The following is a 14,665-nucleotide window of genomic DNA, read 5'->3' as shown; positions in this document are numbered from 1 at the left end:
GCTCAGCCCTTCGCCTTCCGGGGCGTGCTGGCGGCAGCGTTCTCCGTCAGCACCTCGCTGGCCGACTCGCTCATGGTGCGTCCGACGTCATCGCCGCCCAGCGCCTGTATGCCGCGCAGATGCGAGGCGACGCGGATGCGGTTCTCGACGTCCTTGACGCCCCAGCAGCCATCGGCAGCATCCTCGATGGCGTGCTTCATGCCGCGGTCCGGCACCGTGCCTTCGAGCGTCACGCAACCGTCGCTGACCGACACGCTGACTTCACTGACGTCGAGCCGGTGCTGTTGCGCGAGGCGCTCGCAGATGAACTCGCGGATGCGCTCGTCGGAGCGCGAATAGCCCTTCGGGCCCTTGCGGTCGCGGTGGATGTCGGCGGGCTGGGTGCCGTGGCTGGAGCGGCCCTGCCCGATCTCGTCGGACGGCGCCCGCCACGGCCAGGCACGACCTTCGTCGTGCCCCTGTTCGCGGCTGCCGGCCTGGCGTCCGCCGCCTTGCGGGAAGAAGCGCTCCGACTCGTCGTTGCTGCTTTCGTAGCGTTCGCCGGTGTGGGCGCGGTTCCAGCCGTAGCCGTAGTCGTCACGCCCGGAGTCGCGACCGGGGAAGTTTCCGGACGGGCCGTTGTAGCCGCCATAGCCGGCGTAGCGTTGCTGCATCGGGTGCTCGGCTTCGCCTTCATGACGGGCACCGCTGCGGGCGCGGGCGAACATTTCGCCGCGCTCGTCCGGACTACCGCCCGGGCCGTTGCGCTCGAAGTCCTCCCGACCACGGCGCCAACTGTCCGCATGCGGCAGACCGGGATCCGACCAGCCGCGGTGCGTGTCCTGCCCCGTGCCGCGGCCGCCTTCGACGTCGTCGTCCCAGTTGCCGCGCGAACGCCGGTAGTCGGCACCGGTGATGCCGCGCTCCGCCCCCTGCGACCGGTAGCGGTCCTGCGTGCTGTCCTCCTCGGGTCCGAACGGAATGGTCCGCGAATGCTGCGATCTCATGGCTTCATCTCCTCTGTCTTTCCGGTCGGTGAGACCGGGCGGGAGAGGACGGCCCCGCACGATGCAGCGCCTGCCAACCTCTCCCGTCTTACCGCAGAGTGGCAAACCGCGTGCCCTGCCCGAGCGCGGCGATCAGCAGATTGAAGCGCGCAACATTTACATCGACGTGTAGCCCGGCCGTTCCGCCAGTCGTCGCGAGGCCGCGGCGAGCTCGGCACCGAACAGGAAAACCGCGGCGGAGAAAAACAGCCACATCATCAGCACTGCCAGCGAGCCGGCTGCACCGAAGGCGTTGGCCGTACCGACATAGGCGAGGTAGCGCGCGAACAGGTGCTTGCCGATCGCGAACAGCACCGCCGCGGCGACGCCGCCGGTGATCGCCTCGCGCCATGCGACGACGACGTCGGGCAATACCTTGAGCAACACACTGAAGGCGACGCACAGGAACACGAAGGACACGCACTGCTGCACCTGCTGCAGCAGCGGCAAGGCACCGCGCGCGCCCCACAGCCAGGCCTGTGCGTGCGTGAGCAGCGCATCGGCGATCAGCAGCACCACCATCAGGAAGCCGGTACCGATGACGATGCCGAACGACAGCAGCCGGACGCGCAGCAGTCCGATCACGACCCGTCGGGACGGGTTGACGTTCCAGATGCGATTCAACGCGCTGTTCAGCTCGGCGAAGGTCGCCGTCGCGCCGACGAAGACCGCCAGCAGCGACAGGGCGCCGCTCCACCCCTGGTCGCCGCTCAGCCAGGCGTTGGCCAGCATGGCCTGCACCGCCTCGGCCCCGGCCGCACCTACCACCGATTCGATGCTCGAGAACAGACGGCCCTGCACCGCTTCGACACCGAAGAAGAAGCTGGCGACCGACACTGCGACGACCAGGATGGGCGCCAGCGAGAAGGCAGCGAAGAACGCGATCGAGGCCGACATCGACGGCGCGTCGTGGGCGATCCAGCCGCGCAACGCTGCCCAGACCCGCCGCGCCCCGTCGTATAGCGGCGTCAGACCCGAGCGCTTCATCCGGCGGTTCCGGTCGCCCCGTCGCCCGCCACCTGCTGGTCAAGCACCGAGGCAATCGTGTCGATCAGCACCCTCTCGTCAACCGGCTTGCTGACCAGCGCTTCGAAGCCCGAACTTTTCAGCAATGCGTCGTCCAGATAGCTCAGCGCGCTCACGGCGAGAGCCGGCACCGCGCGATCGGGCCACTTCTCGCGAACGCGCCTCAGCACCTCGAATCCGCTCTCGCGAGGCATGGCGATGTCGAGCAGGAGCACTGTCGCCACGGAACTGGATCCGTCGCCGAAAGCAGCGAGCAGATCGTCGCCCGAATCGAAGGCATGCACGCGTGCTCCGGCCTTCGACAGGATGAGCAGCATGAAGTCGCAGGCGTCGGCATCGTCGTCGAGTAGAAGGACCTTGACCCCTTCGAGGCGCCGCCGCGGCGGCTGAGACGTCGGCGGCTGGCAGGGATGTTCGTGCGCCTGGAGGCGCCGCAACTGGACGACGAAGGCCGCGCCCTGCCCTTCGCCACCGCTGCGCACACGCACCGTCCCGCCCTGCAGTTCCACCAGATTGCGGACCAGTGCCAGACCGATGCCCAGGCCTTGAAACCGGCGCGTCATCGACGTGTCCGCCTGGCTGAAGCGGTCGAAAACGTGGGGCAGGAAGTCCGGCTTTATGCCGATGCCGGTGTCGGCCACCGTCATGTCCACCGTGTCAGCGGTCATCGCGAGCAACACCTGCACCGAGCCGCCCTCCGGCGTAAACTTCAGCGCGTTCGAAAGGAGGTTGCTCAGCACCTGCTGCATCCGGTCGTAATCGGCGCAGACCGGCACCACGGCGTGTTCTGATTCAAAGCGCAGAGCGACGCCCTTTTCGTGCGCCTGCACGCGGAAGGTTTCCAGCGTCGAGGCCGCGACGTCCACCAGATTGATGCGCGCGCAGTTGAGGTCGAGCTTGCCGCTGATGATGCGCGACGTGCTCAGCAGATCGTCGATCAGCCTCACCTGGTGGTTGACATTGCGCTTGATGGCTTCGCTGGCCCGACCCAGCAGTGTGGGGTCCGGTGTCGATACGCCGGCCAGCACCTGCGCCCACCCCTTCAATGCGTTCAGCGGCGAGCGCAACTCGTGCGACACGATGGCGAGAAATTCGTCCTTCGCCCGACTGGCCCGCTCCGCCTCGCCACGCAGGCGGTGCTCGGCGTCGAGCAGTTGTTCGAGTTCCTGATGTGCCCGCTTGCGCTCGGTGATGTCCTTCGACACGCCGACCAGGCCGACCACTTCGCCCTTGGCGTCGCGCAGCGGTGACTTGGTCACCAGCAGGATGCGTTCGCCGGCCGCGGTGTGGCGCCGCTCTTCAACCACCACCGGGCGCCCGGTCTCCATCACCTCCTGGTCGTGCAGTGCAATGCGCCGCATGTCGGCTGAGTCAGGAAACAGGTCTTCCTCCCGGCGGCCGATCACCTGGGCACGACTGAGCCCCATCAGCTTCAGCGCCGCCGGGTTGATCATCATGATCGCGCCGGAGCGGCTCTTGGCGATGATCTGCTCGGGCGTGGTTTCGGCGATCGTGCGCAGCAGTTCGGTACTCTCGCGCAACACCGTAGTCGTGCGATCGAGTGCGCGCGTGCGCTCGGCCACGCGCCGGTCGAGCGCAGCATAGACTTCGCGCTCGGCGTGCTCGCGCGCACGCCGAGCGCTGACGTCACGCAGCACCAGCACGCCGCCGACCAGCCGCTGTTCCGCATCGAGTATCGGCGTTGCCGTGATTTCGATCGGCTGCAGGCGGCCGGCGGCGTTACGCAGAGCCGGCTCCCCCTCCAGCGTGACCGGCGCGCCCGCCTCGAACGCCTGCTGTAGTGGATAGTCGAGCAACACGCCGGTGCGCCCCTCGACGAGCGGGACCAGATCCTCCATGCGTTTGCCCACCACTTCGCCGGCGTTGACGCCCAGCAGTGCGGTCGCCGCCGGATTGAGCAGACCGATGCGACGCTGGTCGTCAACGGTGATCACCGCCTCGCCCAGATGAGCGAGCGTGATTTCGAACCAGGTCTGCTGGGTGTCGGCGCGATGTTCCGCGCGCGACCGAGAATCGTTCATGTCGTCAAGCTTGCGCCCGGTCCATACGATGAGCGTAAGGCTGGCGATGACGATGGTTACCACGACCACGCCGACACCCTCGAAGCGCTGGAACAGTCCAGCCCCCCGGCCGGCGCCTTCCAGCCACACCGCTGCGAGTGGGAGCACCACGGCCAGCGGCGCCAGATTGCGGACCACCGACAGCCCGGGCGCGTTGTCGTCACGCTGCGCGAAAATGTCCGCCGAGCGCAGCGACAGCAGGCCGGTACTGGCCGCGAACAGCGCCAGCGCCACCGGGAACTTCATGTCCAGGTCGAGCGGCCGGCTCTCGCCGAACAGCGACACCGTCATGACGCACAGGCTGACCAGCGTGATGGCGGCAACCGCGGCACCGCACCAGCCGGACACCCGCCGCGCCAGCGGGTGGTCGAATGCGGCCAGCCCCATCGACAGGGCGATCAACACGTAACTGAGGCTGGTGACCGGCGACGACTGCGTCGAGAACAATGCCCCGACCAGCACGCTTTCCGTCTGTGCGTCGAGCACATCGAGATCGACCGCCAGCCGGGTGAGCGACACGAAGGCGATCACCGCCGACGCCAGCGTGACCGTGTAGCGCATCCGCGCGCGGTGACCGAAGCGCAGCTCGCGCAGCGCGATCGCCACCAGCCCGAGCAGGAACAGGCTGCTCGGCATCAGTGTGGGGAAAAGCAGCGTGAGCGACGACGGCGCCGGAAAGTCTCGCGCCCAGCCGACGAAGCCGATCAGCGCGATCAGCGCGACCAGGGCGCTGGCATCGCTGACCGCGCCGAGCCGGCCGATCGCACCAATGCCACGACCTGCAGCCGAACTCACGCGCCCGGCCAGTTCGGTCGGCGTCATCGCGGCCCCTTGCGCGTCAGCCGGACGATTCATTCGGTCGGAGACACCCCGGCGGAACGCTGATGACCGCACCGCCGCACTGCTACCGGACGCGGGAAGGTGTCGTGATAGGCGCGATGGATCCGCATCCCCGCCAGCATTACGGCCAGCAGCGCCGACAAGCGGCCAGCCGCGGCGGGAGCCCGGCTGCGCCGGCCGCGCAGTGCGATACCCAGCGTCAACGCTGACGCGGCCACGGCGGCCAGCCCCCGCACCGACACCACGGCCTCACGGCGTGCCGTCGCCCATGCGTTGACGGCCTGACGCAGCGCGCGCCGCTGCGCGTTCACGCGCGCCGCAACGCGCGCCAGTTCGAGCGTTTCGGGGTCAGCCATCCGCGGTCACCTCCCCTTCCTTGATGCCCTGCAATTGACGGATTGACGTGGCGAGCGGCAGCCGCCGCAAGCGGCTGCGGACCCACCACCCCATCGCGATAGCGAGCGATAGATTGATGGCACCGGCGCCCAGCATGCCGTGCGCCCATGTGGCGCGCGGCTCTGCCGAAAAGCCAATCAGCGCGGCCATCACGGCAATCCATGCCACGGCGAACAGCACAGCCGCGACCACGGCGATGCACAGCGCCTCGACCGCCCGGCGTGCCGAACGGCGGACGTCCAGCGCGATCAGCAGGCTGAAGTCGGCGGCCAGCGAACACGCCCGCCGCCACAGTTGCCCGAGGTCCTCGACCGCGCGCCCGCCGGTCCGGCCCGTCGCGTCCTGCCCCATCAGCGCAGGACGCGACTGAGCAGCAATCCGACCGCGGCGGCGATGGCAACCGCCGCCACCGGATGTTTGCGGGCACACCGCACACCCTCGCCCACCCAACCTTCGTCGTGAGCGAGGTCATGCGCAAAATTGCGGCCGCTTTCGGCAGCACTCGCCAGCGCACCTTTCAGGCGGCTGACCTGGGCATCCAGACGGGATTCGGCCTCGGCCGCGCTCATCAGGGGTTCATGCGTAACATTGCTCATCGGTCACGTCCTCCAGCAGTTGTCCGCCGCGACGGAAAAATGGAATGCGATTGCGGCGGTGCAGTGGTCCAGCAAACCGTGTTCCCGGGCTGTGCGCCCGGTCAGGATTGTTCGCGGCCGGGCCTGCGCGTGTGCGAGAAGCGTCCTGCATCCACGCCTTCGCCGCTCACGTCGGCCTGCCCCGGCTCGACCGGCGGCCCGGGCACATCGGACGGCGTGCCGCGCCGGTCGGTATCGACCAGCCCGCGCGCGACGTCGCGTGCAGCCTGATCGATGATGGCGCGCGGCTCGCTGCCCGCCGCCTCGTCCGGCGACTCGTCACGCTCGTAGGGGAGAGAAAGTCCTTCCTCGTGCGGCCGGCGGCGGGTCAGATCCACGTCGTTGCTGCCGTGCAAGGTCTTCTTGTCGCGCCGTGCGCGCGCTCGGTTTCGTTTCATCGGATGACTCCTTTTCGGCACTTCTGCACTGACATTGCCGACGGACGGTTCCGGAAAGCGCCTCAGTCCTCCTGTCCGCTGTGCTCCAGATCGCCTTCGGTTTCCAGTTCTTCGACTCGCGCCGAGTTGTAGAGCGACAGACGGTTGTAGAGGGTTTTCAGGCTGATGCCGAGCACCTCGGCCGCCTTGCGTTTCACGTTGCCGCATTCCTGAAGCGTCGCTTCGAGCACCCGCCGGTTCACCTCCTCCAGTGGCGTGCCGACGCGGATGGTGAGCACCGGCCCCGCCGACGCCTTGGTGAAATTGTCCGGAGCCAGATCGGGTTCGATCACCTCGTCGGCGAGGATGAACACGCGGTGGACGTAGTTCTTCAACTCGCGCACATTGCCTGGCCACGAGTGGGCATACAGCGACGCGATCGCCTCCGGCGAAAAGCGTTTGTTCTCGTGCTCGCGCTCGTTCAGTTCCGTCAGGAAGTGCTGGGCCAGCAGTTCGATGTCGGTGCCGCGTTCCCGCAGAGGCGGGAGGACGATGGGGAACACGTTCAGGCGGTGATAGAGATCCTCGCGCAGACGCCCTTCCGCCACCGCCTCTTCCGGCACCCGGTTGGTCGCGGCGATCAGACGGATGTCGGTGACGATGGGATCGTTGGTACCCACGCGCATGAAGGTGCCTGTTTCCAGCACGCGCAGCAGCTTGACCTGCAGGTCGGGGCGCATTTCGGTCACTTCGTCGAGGAACAGCGTGCCGCCGTGCGCCCGTTCGAAAAAGCCGCGGTGCTGCCGGTCGGCGCCGGTGAAGCTGCCCTTCTCGTGGCCGAACAGTTCGCTCTCGATCAGTTGCGGCGATACGGCGCCGCAGTTGAGTGGCAGGAAGGGTTGGCGCTTGCGTCGGCTGAGATCGTGCAGCGTCTGCGCAACGACCTCCTTGCCGGTCCCGCTTTCGCCGATCAGCAGCACGGTCGCAGATGTTGGCGCGACGCGGTCGATCTGGTTGTAGATCCGGCGCATCGCCGGCGAATTTCCGAGCATGTGGCCGAAGCGTCCGAGGCGTATCAGTTCGCTGCGCAACTCGCCGATCTCCTCGCGCAGCACTTCGGTCTTCGGCATCCGGCTCAGGATGCCGCGCAGCCGCTCATGGTCGAGCGGCTTGATGAGGTAGTCGGTGGCACCGGCGCGCATCGCCTCGATGGCACTCTCGATGCTCGCGTAGCCGGTCACGACGACGATGGCAGGCGCCGGTCTGGAGCCGAAGTCAGCGAGCAGTTCGATGCCCTGTCCGTCCGGCAGCATCAGATCGGTCAGGATGAGCTCAGGAGTCGAGCGGGTGAGGTGTATGCGCGCTGCCTTGAGCGAATCGACGGCAGCGACGGTGTAACCCTCGCTGCGGATCAGCTCCGACAGCCATTCGATCGCCTCGGGATCGTCATCTACGAGCAGGACTCGGGGCATGCGGCCTCCGGCGGACAGGTGAAAAGGGACCCCGCGGCGCCGATCCTGACTTTCACATCGGCATCCGTCCGGCGAGTTCACCAGAGCGGGCGCGGTCTGTCAGCATGCTGCACCGCCAAATCGACATGCCCCCGTAATTGTTAAATAAGGTTAATGGATTACGTCCAGATGCGCATCGGGGCGCCGTCAACGCTGTCTGTCTTGCCCCTTCGGCGCTCGACTCCAACGGATTGTTAACGCCCGTGATCCGCCGATACGCCGCTCATCATCCTGTTACGCCTTGAGTGACATCGGCCTGCGGTCCGGGCCGTTTCCCCGCCCCTCATCGGCATCCGTCGGTGCCGAGGTGGCGGGTAATTCTTTCCCTTGTCCGGCCCAACTTACATGAGCCACCGGGCCGCGCCGCACTGCCAGATCTGCCTCGACGTCGATTCGCACGGGCACATGGATTGCCCATCACCCCCATCGCATTTGTCGGCCGGGAGCTTCCATGCACATCGCAATGATCAGCGAACACGCTTCACCACTTGCCGCGCAGGGTGGCGTTGACAGCGGCGGACAGAACGTCTATGTCGCCTTCGTCGCCCGCGAGCTGGCCGCACTGGGTCACCGGATCGATGTGTTCACGCGGCGCGACGACCCGTCCACACCGGTGGTGACCGTGCTGGCGCCCGGCACGCGTGTCATCCAGGTCGATGCCGGTCCGCCGCAACCATTGCCGAAGGAGGCTCTGCTTCCACACATGCCGGCCTTCGCATCATGGATTGCGCGCTGGTGCGAACAGCGGTCGTGGCGCTACGACATCGTGCACGCGAACTTCTTCATGTCGGGACAGGTGGGCCTCTTCCTGCGCGACCGGCTGCAGGTGCCGCTGGTCGTCACCTTCCACGCACTGGGCCGCGTCCGACGACTGCATCAGGGCAGCGCCGACGGATTCCCGGACGAACGAATCGCGATCGAGGACGCCCTGGTCAATCGTGCCGACTGCATCATTGCCGAGTGTCCGCAGGACTTTGCCGATCTGACCAGCCTGTACGGCGCCGATGGCGAGCGCATCGCGATCGTCCCCTGCGGTGTCGATACGCGCGAACTGGGGCCGGGCGACGGTCGTGCACGCGAACGGCTCGGCCTGGCCGCCGACGACTTTGTCGTGCTTCAGCTGGGCCGGCTGGTGCCGCGCAAGGGCATCGACAACGTGATCCGCGCCGTCGGCGTGCTGAAGCGGGACCATCGCATCGACGCGCGGCTGCTCGTCGTCGGCGGCGAGCACCCCGACCCCGACCCTCGCTATACGCCGGAAATCGGGCGTCTGCGCGCGATCGCCGAAGAGGAAGGCGTGGCCGACCGGACGCTGTTCACCGGCCGCCGCGAGCGCGAAGCGCTGAGCGACTACTACTGCGCCGCCGACGTATTCGTCACCACGCCCTGGTACGAGCCCTTCGGCATCACGCCGCTGGAAGCGATGGCCTGCGGTCGTCCGGTGGTCGGCGCCGATGTCGGCGGCATCCGGCACACGGTGGTCAACGGCGAGACCGGCTACCTGGTGCCGCCGCACGATCCGTCGGCGCTGGCCGAACGGCTGAAATGGCTGCACGACGACCCGCTGCGCGCACGCAGTTTCGGCTCCGCCGGTCTGCGCCGGGTCCGCAGCACCTTCACCTGGAAGCGCGTCGCCACCTCTCTCAACGGCATCTACGAAGAACTGTGTGCGCGTACCGCGCCCGCCTTCGAGGAAAGGGCCGGATCATGAAGCCCGTACGCCCTCTCGAAGGCCGCACCGCAGTGATCACCGGCGCCGCCCGCGGACTGGGCCGGGCGCTCAGCGAGGCGCTGTGCCAGGCCGGCGCGCGCGTCGTGCTGATCGACGTGCGCAGCCACGCAGTCGAACAGACGAGTCGCGAGCTGAACGAGCGCGGCTTCGAAACCAGCCACTGTGCGGTAGACGTCGGCGACGCCGACCAGGTCGAACGCTGCCTCGAACACGCACGCGAGCGCTTCGGCGCAATCAACATCCTGATCAACAACGCCGGCGTCAACTACACGCTGCCGCTGGCCGAGCTCGAGATCGCGCAGTGGGACCACGTGATGGCCACCAATCTGCGGGGTCCCTTCCTGTTCTGCAAACGGGCGCTGACGCACATGCAGGCGGTCGGCGGCGGTCACATCATCAACATCGCCTCCACCGCGGCCAAGCGCGCCTGGCCGAATGCCTCGGCCTACCACGCCAGCAAGTGGGGGCTGCTCGGTTTCTCGCACGCGCTGCACGCCGAGTTGCGACCGCTCGGCATCAAGGTGACCGCCGTCATCGCCGGCGGCATGCGCACGCCCTTCCTGCTGGAGCGCTTTCCGGACCTCGACCCTATGGTGCTGCAGGCGCCGGAAGCGGTCGCCGCGGCCGTGGTGAATGTGCTGACGCTGCCGCCGGAGAGCGTGGTGGCGGAAATATCGGTGCTGCCGATGGGAGAAACGTCATGGCCGTAAGTCGCCCCACCCCAGGCCGTCCGCTGAGCCGCGCCGTATTCATCGACAAGGACGGCACGCTGGTCGAGGACGTGCCGCACAACGTCGATCCCGCCCACCTGCGCCTACGCGAAGACGCCGGCGGGGCACTGTTCAGCCTGCAGCGCGCCGGCTACCGCCTGATACTGGTGACCAACCAGCCCGGCATCGCGCTCGGCCTGTTCGACGATCAGGCCATCGCGACGCTGTTCTCGGCACTGCTTGAACGGCTGGCGACCTTCGGCGTCGTGCTCGACGGCATCTATCACTGTCCGCACCACCCGTCGGTCAGCGAGGGCGCTCGCGTCTGCGACTGCCGCAAGCCATTGCCGGGTTTGCTGCAGCGTGCAGCGCAGGTGCACGGCATCGACCTCGCGTCGTCGTGGATGATCGGCGACATTCTCGACGACGTCGAGGCGGGGCGACGTGCCGGCTGCAGCACGATATTGCTCGACGTCGGCTCAGAAACCGAATGGGTGGACGGCCCGCTGCGCCGGCCCGACCACATCGCGCGCACACTGCGCGACGCCGCAGACCACATACTGGCTGACCGTCGCGTTGCACCGCGCACGCATATGCCGGCGGGAGCGCAGTCATGGACCGCCTGAACCCGGCACCGCCGCCTGTCGGCGGACAGCTGTCGCCCGGCCAGACGCTGCGCGGACAGTGCGATATGGAAGCCTGGCGGACGGCGCGCCGCGTGCTCGCGGTGCGGCTGGACAATATGGGCGACGTGCTGATGACCACCCCGGCCCTGCGCGCGCTGCGCCAGACCACGCCCGGGCGCCACCTCACGATGCTCGCCGGCGCCGCCGGCAAGGCGCTGCAGCCCCACCTGGAGGAGGTGGACGCGGTGCTGCAGGCGCGACCGCCCTGGCTGCCCGGCGGCACGCTGCTGCCGGACGAACTGCTGGCGCTGGCGGAAACGCTGCGGCACGAACACTTCGACGCCGCCGTCATCTTCACCGTGTACAGCCAGAGCGCGCTGCCGGCCGCCCTGCTCTGCTGGCTCGCCCACATTCCGCTGCGCCTCGGATACAGCCGCGAAAATCCGTATCACCTGCTGAGCGACTGGATCATCGACCCGGAGCCGCACGAAGTGCTGCGTCACGAAGTGCGCCGCCAGCTCGATCTGGTCGAGGCGATCGGCGCGCGGACGGAGGACACCCACCTGTCCTTCCACATCCGCGACGACGACCGCACGCGCGCCGACACACTGCTGCGTTCCGCCGGCGTCGACCCGGCTCAGCCCTACATCGTCGTGCATCCGGGCGCCAGCGCGCCGTCGCGCCGCTACCCGCCGGAGCTTTACGCGGCCGTGCTCGAACACCTCGGCGAGCCGGCCGATGAGGACGGCCTGCAGATCGTATTCACCGGCTCGACCAACGAAAGCGAAACGATACGCGACGTGCGCCGTCAGACCTCGACCCGCAGCGCCACGCTGGCCGGCGTGCTCGACCTCGGCGAACTGGCGGCCGTCATCGACGGCGCCGCGCTGTTGATCGCCAACAACACCGGACCGGTGCACATCGCGTCGGCGGTCGGCACGCCGGTCGTAGACGTCTACGCGTTCACCAATCCGCAGCACGCCCCGTGGCAGGTCGAGCACCGCGTGCTGTACGAGGACGTTCCGTGCCGCTGGTGCTACCGCAGCGTCTGTCCGCAGCAGCATCACGCCTGCCTGCGCCTGCTCGACCCGGCGCGCGTCGCCGCCGCCGCGCGCGAGCTGCTCGACCAGGGTGCGGACAGCGCCCGGACATCGGCCACTCCCGCTGCGGACGGACACTGACATGGCGCGACCGCTACGCATACTGACCTGGCACGTGCACGGCAACTACATGTACTACCTCAGTCAGGTGCCGCACGTATTCCTGCTGCCGGTCGATGCCCAGCGCAGCCCCGGCTTCAGCGGCCGCGCCGGCGCACTTCCGTGGGGGGACAACGTGGTCGAGGTGCCGGTCAACGCGCTGGCGACGACGCAGTTCGACTGCATCCTGTTCCAGGACGCAGCCGCCTGGAACGAAGGCCAGCACCGCTGCCTGACCGAGGCGCAGCGGCGCCTGCCGCGCATCTACCTCGAACACGATCCGCCGCAGCAGCACCCCACCGACACACGCCATCCGGTCAACGATCCGCACGTGCTGCTGGTCCATGTGACCGCCTTCAACGCGCTGATGTGGGACAGCGGGCGCACGCCGACCCGCGTGATCGAGCATGGCGTGATGGTGCCGGACGCGGTGCGCTACACCGGCGAACTGCCGCGCGGCATCGCCGTCGTGAACAACCTGGCGCGGCGCGGCCGCCGGCTGGGGCTGGACGTGTTCCAGCAGGTGCGCGCGTCGCTGCAGATCGATCTGGTCGGCATGGGCTCCGAACAGTGCGGCGGACTGGGCGAGATCGCCAACCCGGAACTGCCCCACTTCCTCTCCCGCTACCGGCTCTATCTTCACCCGGTGCGCTGGACCAGTCTCGGCCTGTCGGCGATCGAAGCGATGATGATCGGGCTGCCGGTGGTCGGGCTGGCCACCACCGAACTGGTGACGGTCGTCCGCAACGGTCGTTCAGGCTGCCTCGCCACCGATCCGCAAGCTTTGGTGGACGCTGCCCGGCGACTGCTTGCCGACCCGGCGGAAGCCGCCGCGATGGGCGCCTGCGCCCGGCACGACGCGCGCGAACGGTTCGCGATCGGACGCTTCGTCGCCGACTGGCAGCGCGTGTTCGAAGACGTCGTGCGCTGAACCGATGCGCCCCGTGTCGCCCCGCTTGACTGCGCCCGCGCGTTCAGCGGCGCGCGCGTACCGATTCGTACAGGGTCCGGTAGGTCAGCGCCGGACGATCCCAGCCGAAGGCGCGCGCCATGCCGTTGCGGCACAGCGCTCGCCACTGTGTCGTTCGGCCGTAGACCGCCAGCGCGCGGTCCACCGCCGCGAGGAGCGCGTCGGCGCTCGCCTCGTCGAACACGAAACCGGTCGCCTCGCCGCTGCGCAGCGCCGCCTCGCTGAAATCGGCGACGCTGTCGCGCAGTCCGCCGGTCGCCCGCACGATGGGCGGCGTGCCGTAGCGCTGGCTGTACATCTGGTTCAGACCGCAGGGTTCGAAACGCGACGGCATCAGGAACGCATCGGCGCCCGCCTCGATGCGATGCGCCAGTCCCTCGTCGAAACCGATGTGTGCGGCAACACGGCCCGGTGCCCGTGCGGCCGCGTCCGCCACGGCCCGTTCGAGCGCCGCCTCGCCGGTGCCCAGAAGGGCGAGCTGCAGCGGTCGTTCGAGCAGGGCGGGCAGCGCATCGAGCACCAGGTTGACGCCCTTCTGCCCGGTCAGTCGCGTCACCATGCCGCACAGCAGCACATCGTCGTTCTGCTGCAGCCCCATTTCCGCCTGCAGTGCCCGCTTGTTGACGCGCTTGCCGGCCAGCGCACGCGCGTCGTAGCGCCGGGCCAAGTGGGCATCGGTGGCCGGGTCCCACACCGCGCTGTCGATGCCGTTCAGGATGCCGACCAGATCGTCCGCCCGCTCGCGCAGCACGCCCTCCAGTCCGCAGCCCTGCTCGGCGTCGAGGATTTCGCGCGCATAGGTCGGGCTGACCGCACACAAGCGGTCGGCGTGACGCAGGGCCGCCTTCATGAAAGACAGCTGCCCCCAGAACTCGATGCCGTCGCTGTGCAAGGCGCCTGCCGGAATGCCCAGCGACGACGCTTCGGACAGCGGGAACAGGCCCTGGAACGCGAGGTTGTGGATGGAGAACACGCTGACTGCCGGCTCCGGCAGGCCGCTCAGGTAAAGCGGCGCCAGGCCGGTCGGCCAGTCGTTGCAGTGAAGCACGTCGGCGCGCCAGCGCAGCGGGCTGGCAGCCGAGGCCAGACGCGCCGCGACGCGCGACAGCAGGCCGAAGCGCAGTGCGTTGTCGGCATAGTCCGCACCGTCGGCATCGACGTAGGGCCCGTCGTCGCGCATGTAGAGCGCGGGGCAATCGAGCAGCAGCGCCGGCACCTCGCCCGGCAGTGTGGCCCGCAGCAGGCGCGCCGCCGGCAGGCCAAATTCGGCGTTGACGTTGGCGACGCTGCGCGCGCCGCGCGCGCAGGCCCGGACCGACGGATAGCACGGCAGCAGCACGCGCACATCCAGGCCGAGGGCCCGCAGTGCGGGCGGCAGTGCAGCGCTGATCTCGCCCAGCCCGCCCACCTTGACCCACGGCGCGCACTCCGGCGTGGCGAACAGTACGCGGAACGGCTTTCCGGCTTTCATGAAAATGACCTCCGGGTGCATGCGGGCACAGCGCCAGCCGCCCCGACAATCGATAGAAGGAGACTG

The 14,665-nt window shown here is 68.4% G+C and carries 14 protein-coding genes; 5 read left to right on the top strand and 9 right to left on the bottom strand.

Going from position 1 to position 14,665, the window contains the following annotated elements; genetic code table 11:
- Positions 1-2 precede the first annotated feature (2 nt).
- The 8 genes from ACQ66H_RS07760 to ACQ66H_RS07725 all read right to left on the bottom strand — a co-directional run bounded on the left by ACQ66H_RS07760 (position 3) and on the right by ACQ66H_RS07725 (position 7,852).
- On the bottom strand, positions 3-986 hold the full coding sequence (locus tag ACQ66H_RS07760; RefSeq protein WP_430433514.1) for a BON domain-containing protein: 984 nt from the start codon (positions 984-986) through the stop codon (positions 3-5).
- A 156-nt stretch (positions 987-1,142) separates the two neighbouring features.
- A complete protein-coding gene (locus ACQ66H_RS07755; RefSeq protein ID WP_430433513.1) occupies positions 1,143-2,012 on the bottom strand; it encodes a YihY/virulence factor BrkB family protein in 870 nt (289 codons plus the stop codon).
- Positions 2,009-4,987 carry a hybrid sensor histidine kinase/response regulator gene (locus ACQ66H_RS07750; RefSeq protein ID WP_430433512.1) on the bottom strand — a complete coding sequence of 993 codons (2,979 nt, stop codon included), beginning with the start codon at positions 4,985-4,987 and terminating at the stop codon, positions 2,009-2,011. Before ACQ66H_RS07750 ends, ACQ66H_RS07755 begins: the two co-directional genes overlap by 4 nt.
- Positions 4,984-5,328 carry a hypothetical protein gene (locus tag ACQ66H_RS07745; protein WP_430433511.1) on the bottom strand — a complete coding sequence of 115 codons (345 nt, stop codon included), beginning with the start codon at positions 5,326-5,328 and terminating at the stop codon, positions 4,984-4,986. Before ACQ66H_RS07745 ends, ACQ66H_RS07750 begins: the two co-directional genes overlap by 4 nt.
- Positions 5,321-5,719 (bottom strand): phage holin family protein, encoded by a 399-nt coding sequence (locus ACQ66H_RS07740; protein ID WP_430433510.1) that lies wholly within the window; start codon positions 5,717-5,719, stop codon positions 5,321-5,323. Before ACQ66H_RS07740 ends, ACQ66H_RS07745 begins: the two co-directional genes overlap by 8 nt.
- Positions 5,719-5,937, bottom strand: a complete 219-nt coding sequence (locus ACQ66H_RS07735) for a hypothetical protein (protein ID WP_430433509.1) — start codon at positions 5,935-5,937, stop codon at positions 5,719-5,721. Before ACQ66H_RS07735 ends, ACQ66H_RS07740 begins: the two co-directional genes overlap by 1 nt.
- A gap of 128 nt (positions 5,938-6,065) precedes the next feature.
- Positions 6,066-6,401: a hypothetical protein gene (locus ACQ66H_RS07730; protein ID WP_430433508.1), complete on the bottom strand. Its 336-nt coding sequence runs from the start codon at positions 6,399-6,401 to the stop codon at positions 6,066-6,068.
- Positions 6,402-6,463: 62 nt separating this feature from the next.
- Positions 6,464-7,852: a sigma-54-dependent transcriptional regulator gene (locus tag ACQ66H_RS07725; RefSeq protein WP_430433507.1), complete on the bottom strand. Its 1,389-nt coding sequence runs from the start codon at positions 7,850-7,852 to the stop codon at positions 6,464-6,466.
- Between the two features lie 490 nt (positions 7,853-8,342).
- Between ACQ66H_RS07725 and ACQ66H_RS07720 the strand changes: the two genes are divergently transcribed.
- Genes ACQ66H_RS07720 through ACQ66H_RS07700 form a run of 5 tightly spaced genes read left to right on the top strand, consistent with a single transcriptional unit; the run spans position 8,343 to position 13,089 of the window.
- Positions 8,343-9,602 carry a glycosyltransferase family 4 protein gene (locus ACQ66H_RS07720; RefSeq protein ID WP_430433506.1) on the top strand — a complete coding sequence of 420 codons (1,260 nt, stop codon included), beginning with the start codon at positions 8,343-8,345 and terminating at the stop codon, positions 9,600-9,602.
- Positions 9,599-10,333 (top strand): SDR family oxidoreductase, encoded by a 735-nt coding sequence (locus ACQ66H_RS07715; RefSeq protein ID WP_430433505.1) that lies wholly within the window; start codon positions 9,599-9,601, stop codon positions 10,331-10,333. Before ACQ66H_RS07720 ends, ACQ66H_RS07715 begins: the two co-directional genes overlap by 4 nt.
- The gene (locus tag ACQ66H_RS07710) at positions 10,324-10,959 is read left to right on the top strand and encodes a D-glycero-alpha-D-manno-heptose-1,7-bisphosphate 7-phosphatase (RefSeq protein WP_430433504.1); all 636 of its coding nucleotides are present in this window, start codon (positions 10,324-10,326) and stop codon (positions 10,957-10,959) included. The genes ACQ66H_RS07715 and ACQ66H_RS07710 overlap by 10 nt, the downstream gene beginning before the upstream one ends.
- Positions 10,947-12,140, top strand: a complete 1,194-nt coding sequence (gene waaF, locus ACQ66H_RS07705; protein WP_430433503.1) for a lipopolysaccharide heptosyltransferase II — start codon at positions 10,947-10,949, stop codon at positions 12,138-12,140. Before ACQ66H_RS07710 ends, waaF begins: the two co-directional genes overlap by 13 nt.
- Before the next feature lies 1 nt (position 12,141).
- Complete coding sequence (locus ACQ66H_RS07700) at positions 12,142-13,089, top strand: glycosyltransferase (RefSeq protein WP_430433502.1); 948 nt, start codon at positions 12,142-12,144, stop codon at positions 13,087-13,089.
- Positions 13,090-13,132: 43 nt separating this feature from the next.
- On the opposite strand, the gene glgA is transcribed toward ACQ66H_RS07700, so the two are convergent.
- Complete coding sequence (gene glgA / locus ACQ66H_RS07695; protein ID WP_430433501.1) at positions 13,133-14,599, bottom strand: glycogen synthase GlgA; 1,467 nt, start codon at positions 14,597-14,599, stop codon at positions 13,133-13,135.
- Between the last annotated feature and the right edge of the window lie 66 nt (positions 14,600-14,665).

It is taken from the genome of Methyloversatilis sp. (assembly GCF_965284615.1).
Classification (GTDB): domain Bacteria; phylum Pseudomonadota; class Gammaproteobacteria; order Burkholderiales; family Rhodocyclaceae; genus Methyloversatilis.
This window is presented reverse-complemented; position numbering and strand designations above follow the sequence as displayed.

Coding starts and splice junctions, on each gene's coding strand:
- ACQ66H_RS07760 (WP_430433514.1), bottom strand. CDS start 986: ATGAGATCGCAGCATTCGCGGACCATTCCGTTCGGACCCGAGGAGGAC.
- ACQ66H_RS07755 (WP_430433513.1), bottom strand. CDS start 2,012: ATGAAGCGCTCGGGTCTGACGCCGCTATACGACGGGGCGCGGCGGGTC.
- ACQ66H_RS07750 (WP_430433512.1), bottom strand. CDS start 4,987: ATGAATCGTCCGGCTGACGCGCAAGGGGCCGCGATGACGCCGACCGAA.
- ACQ66H_RS07745 (WP_430433511.1), bottom strand. CDS start 5,328: ATGGCTGACCCCGAAACGCTCGAACTGGCGCGCGTTGCGGCGCGCGTG.
- ACQ66H_RS07740 (WP_430433510.1), bottom strand. CDS start 5,719: ATGGGGCAGGACGCGACGGGCCGGACCGGCGGGCGCGCGGTCGAGGAC.
- ACQ66H_RS07735 (WP_430433509.1), bottom strand. CDS start 5,937: ATGAGCGCGGCCGAGGCCGAATCCCGTCTGGATGCCCAGGTCAGCCGC.
- ACQ66H_RS07730 (WP_430433508.1), bottom strand. CDS start 6,401: ATGAAACGAAACCGAGCGCGCGCACGGCGCGACAAGAAGACCTTGCAC.
- ACQ66H_RS07725 (WP_430433507.1), bottom strand. CDS start 7,852: ATGCCCCGAGTCCTGCTCGTAGATGACGATCCCGAGGCGATCGAATGG.
- ACQ66H_RS07720 (WP_430433506.1), top strand. CDS start 8,343: ATGCACATCGCAATGATCAGCGAACACGCTTCACCACTTGCCGCGCAG.
- ACQ66H_RS07715 (WP_430433505.1), top strand. CDS start 9,599: ATGAAGCCCGTACGCCCTCTCGAAGGCCGCACCGCAGTGATCACCGGC.
- ACQ66H_RS07710 (WP_430433504.1), top strand. CDS start 10,324: ATGGCCGTAAGTCGCCCCACCCCAGGCCGTCCGCTGAGCCGCGCCGTA.
- waaF (WP_430433503.1), top strand. CDS start 10,947: ATGGACCGCCTGAACCCGGCACCGCCGCCTGTCGGCGGACAGCTGTCG.
- ACQ66H_RS07700 (WP_430433502.1), top strand. CDS start 12,142: ATGGCGCGACCGCTACGCATACTGACCTGGCACGTGCACGGCAACTAC.
- glgA (WP_430433501.1), bottom strand. CDS start 14,599: ATGAAAGCCGGAAAGCCGTTCCGCGTACTGTTCGCCACGCCGGAGTGC.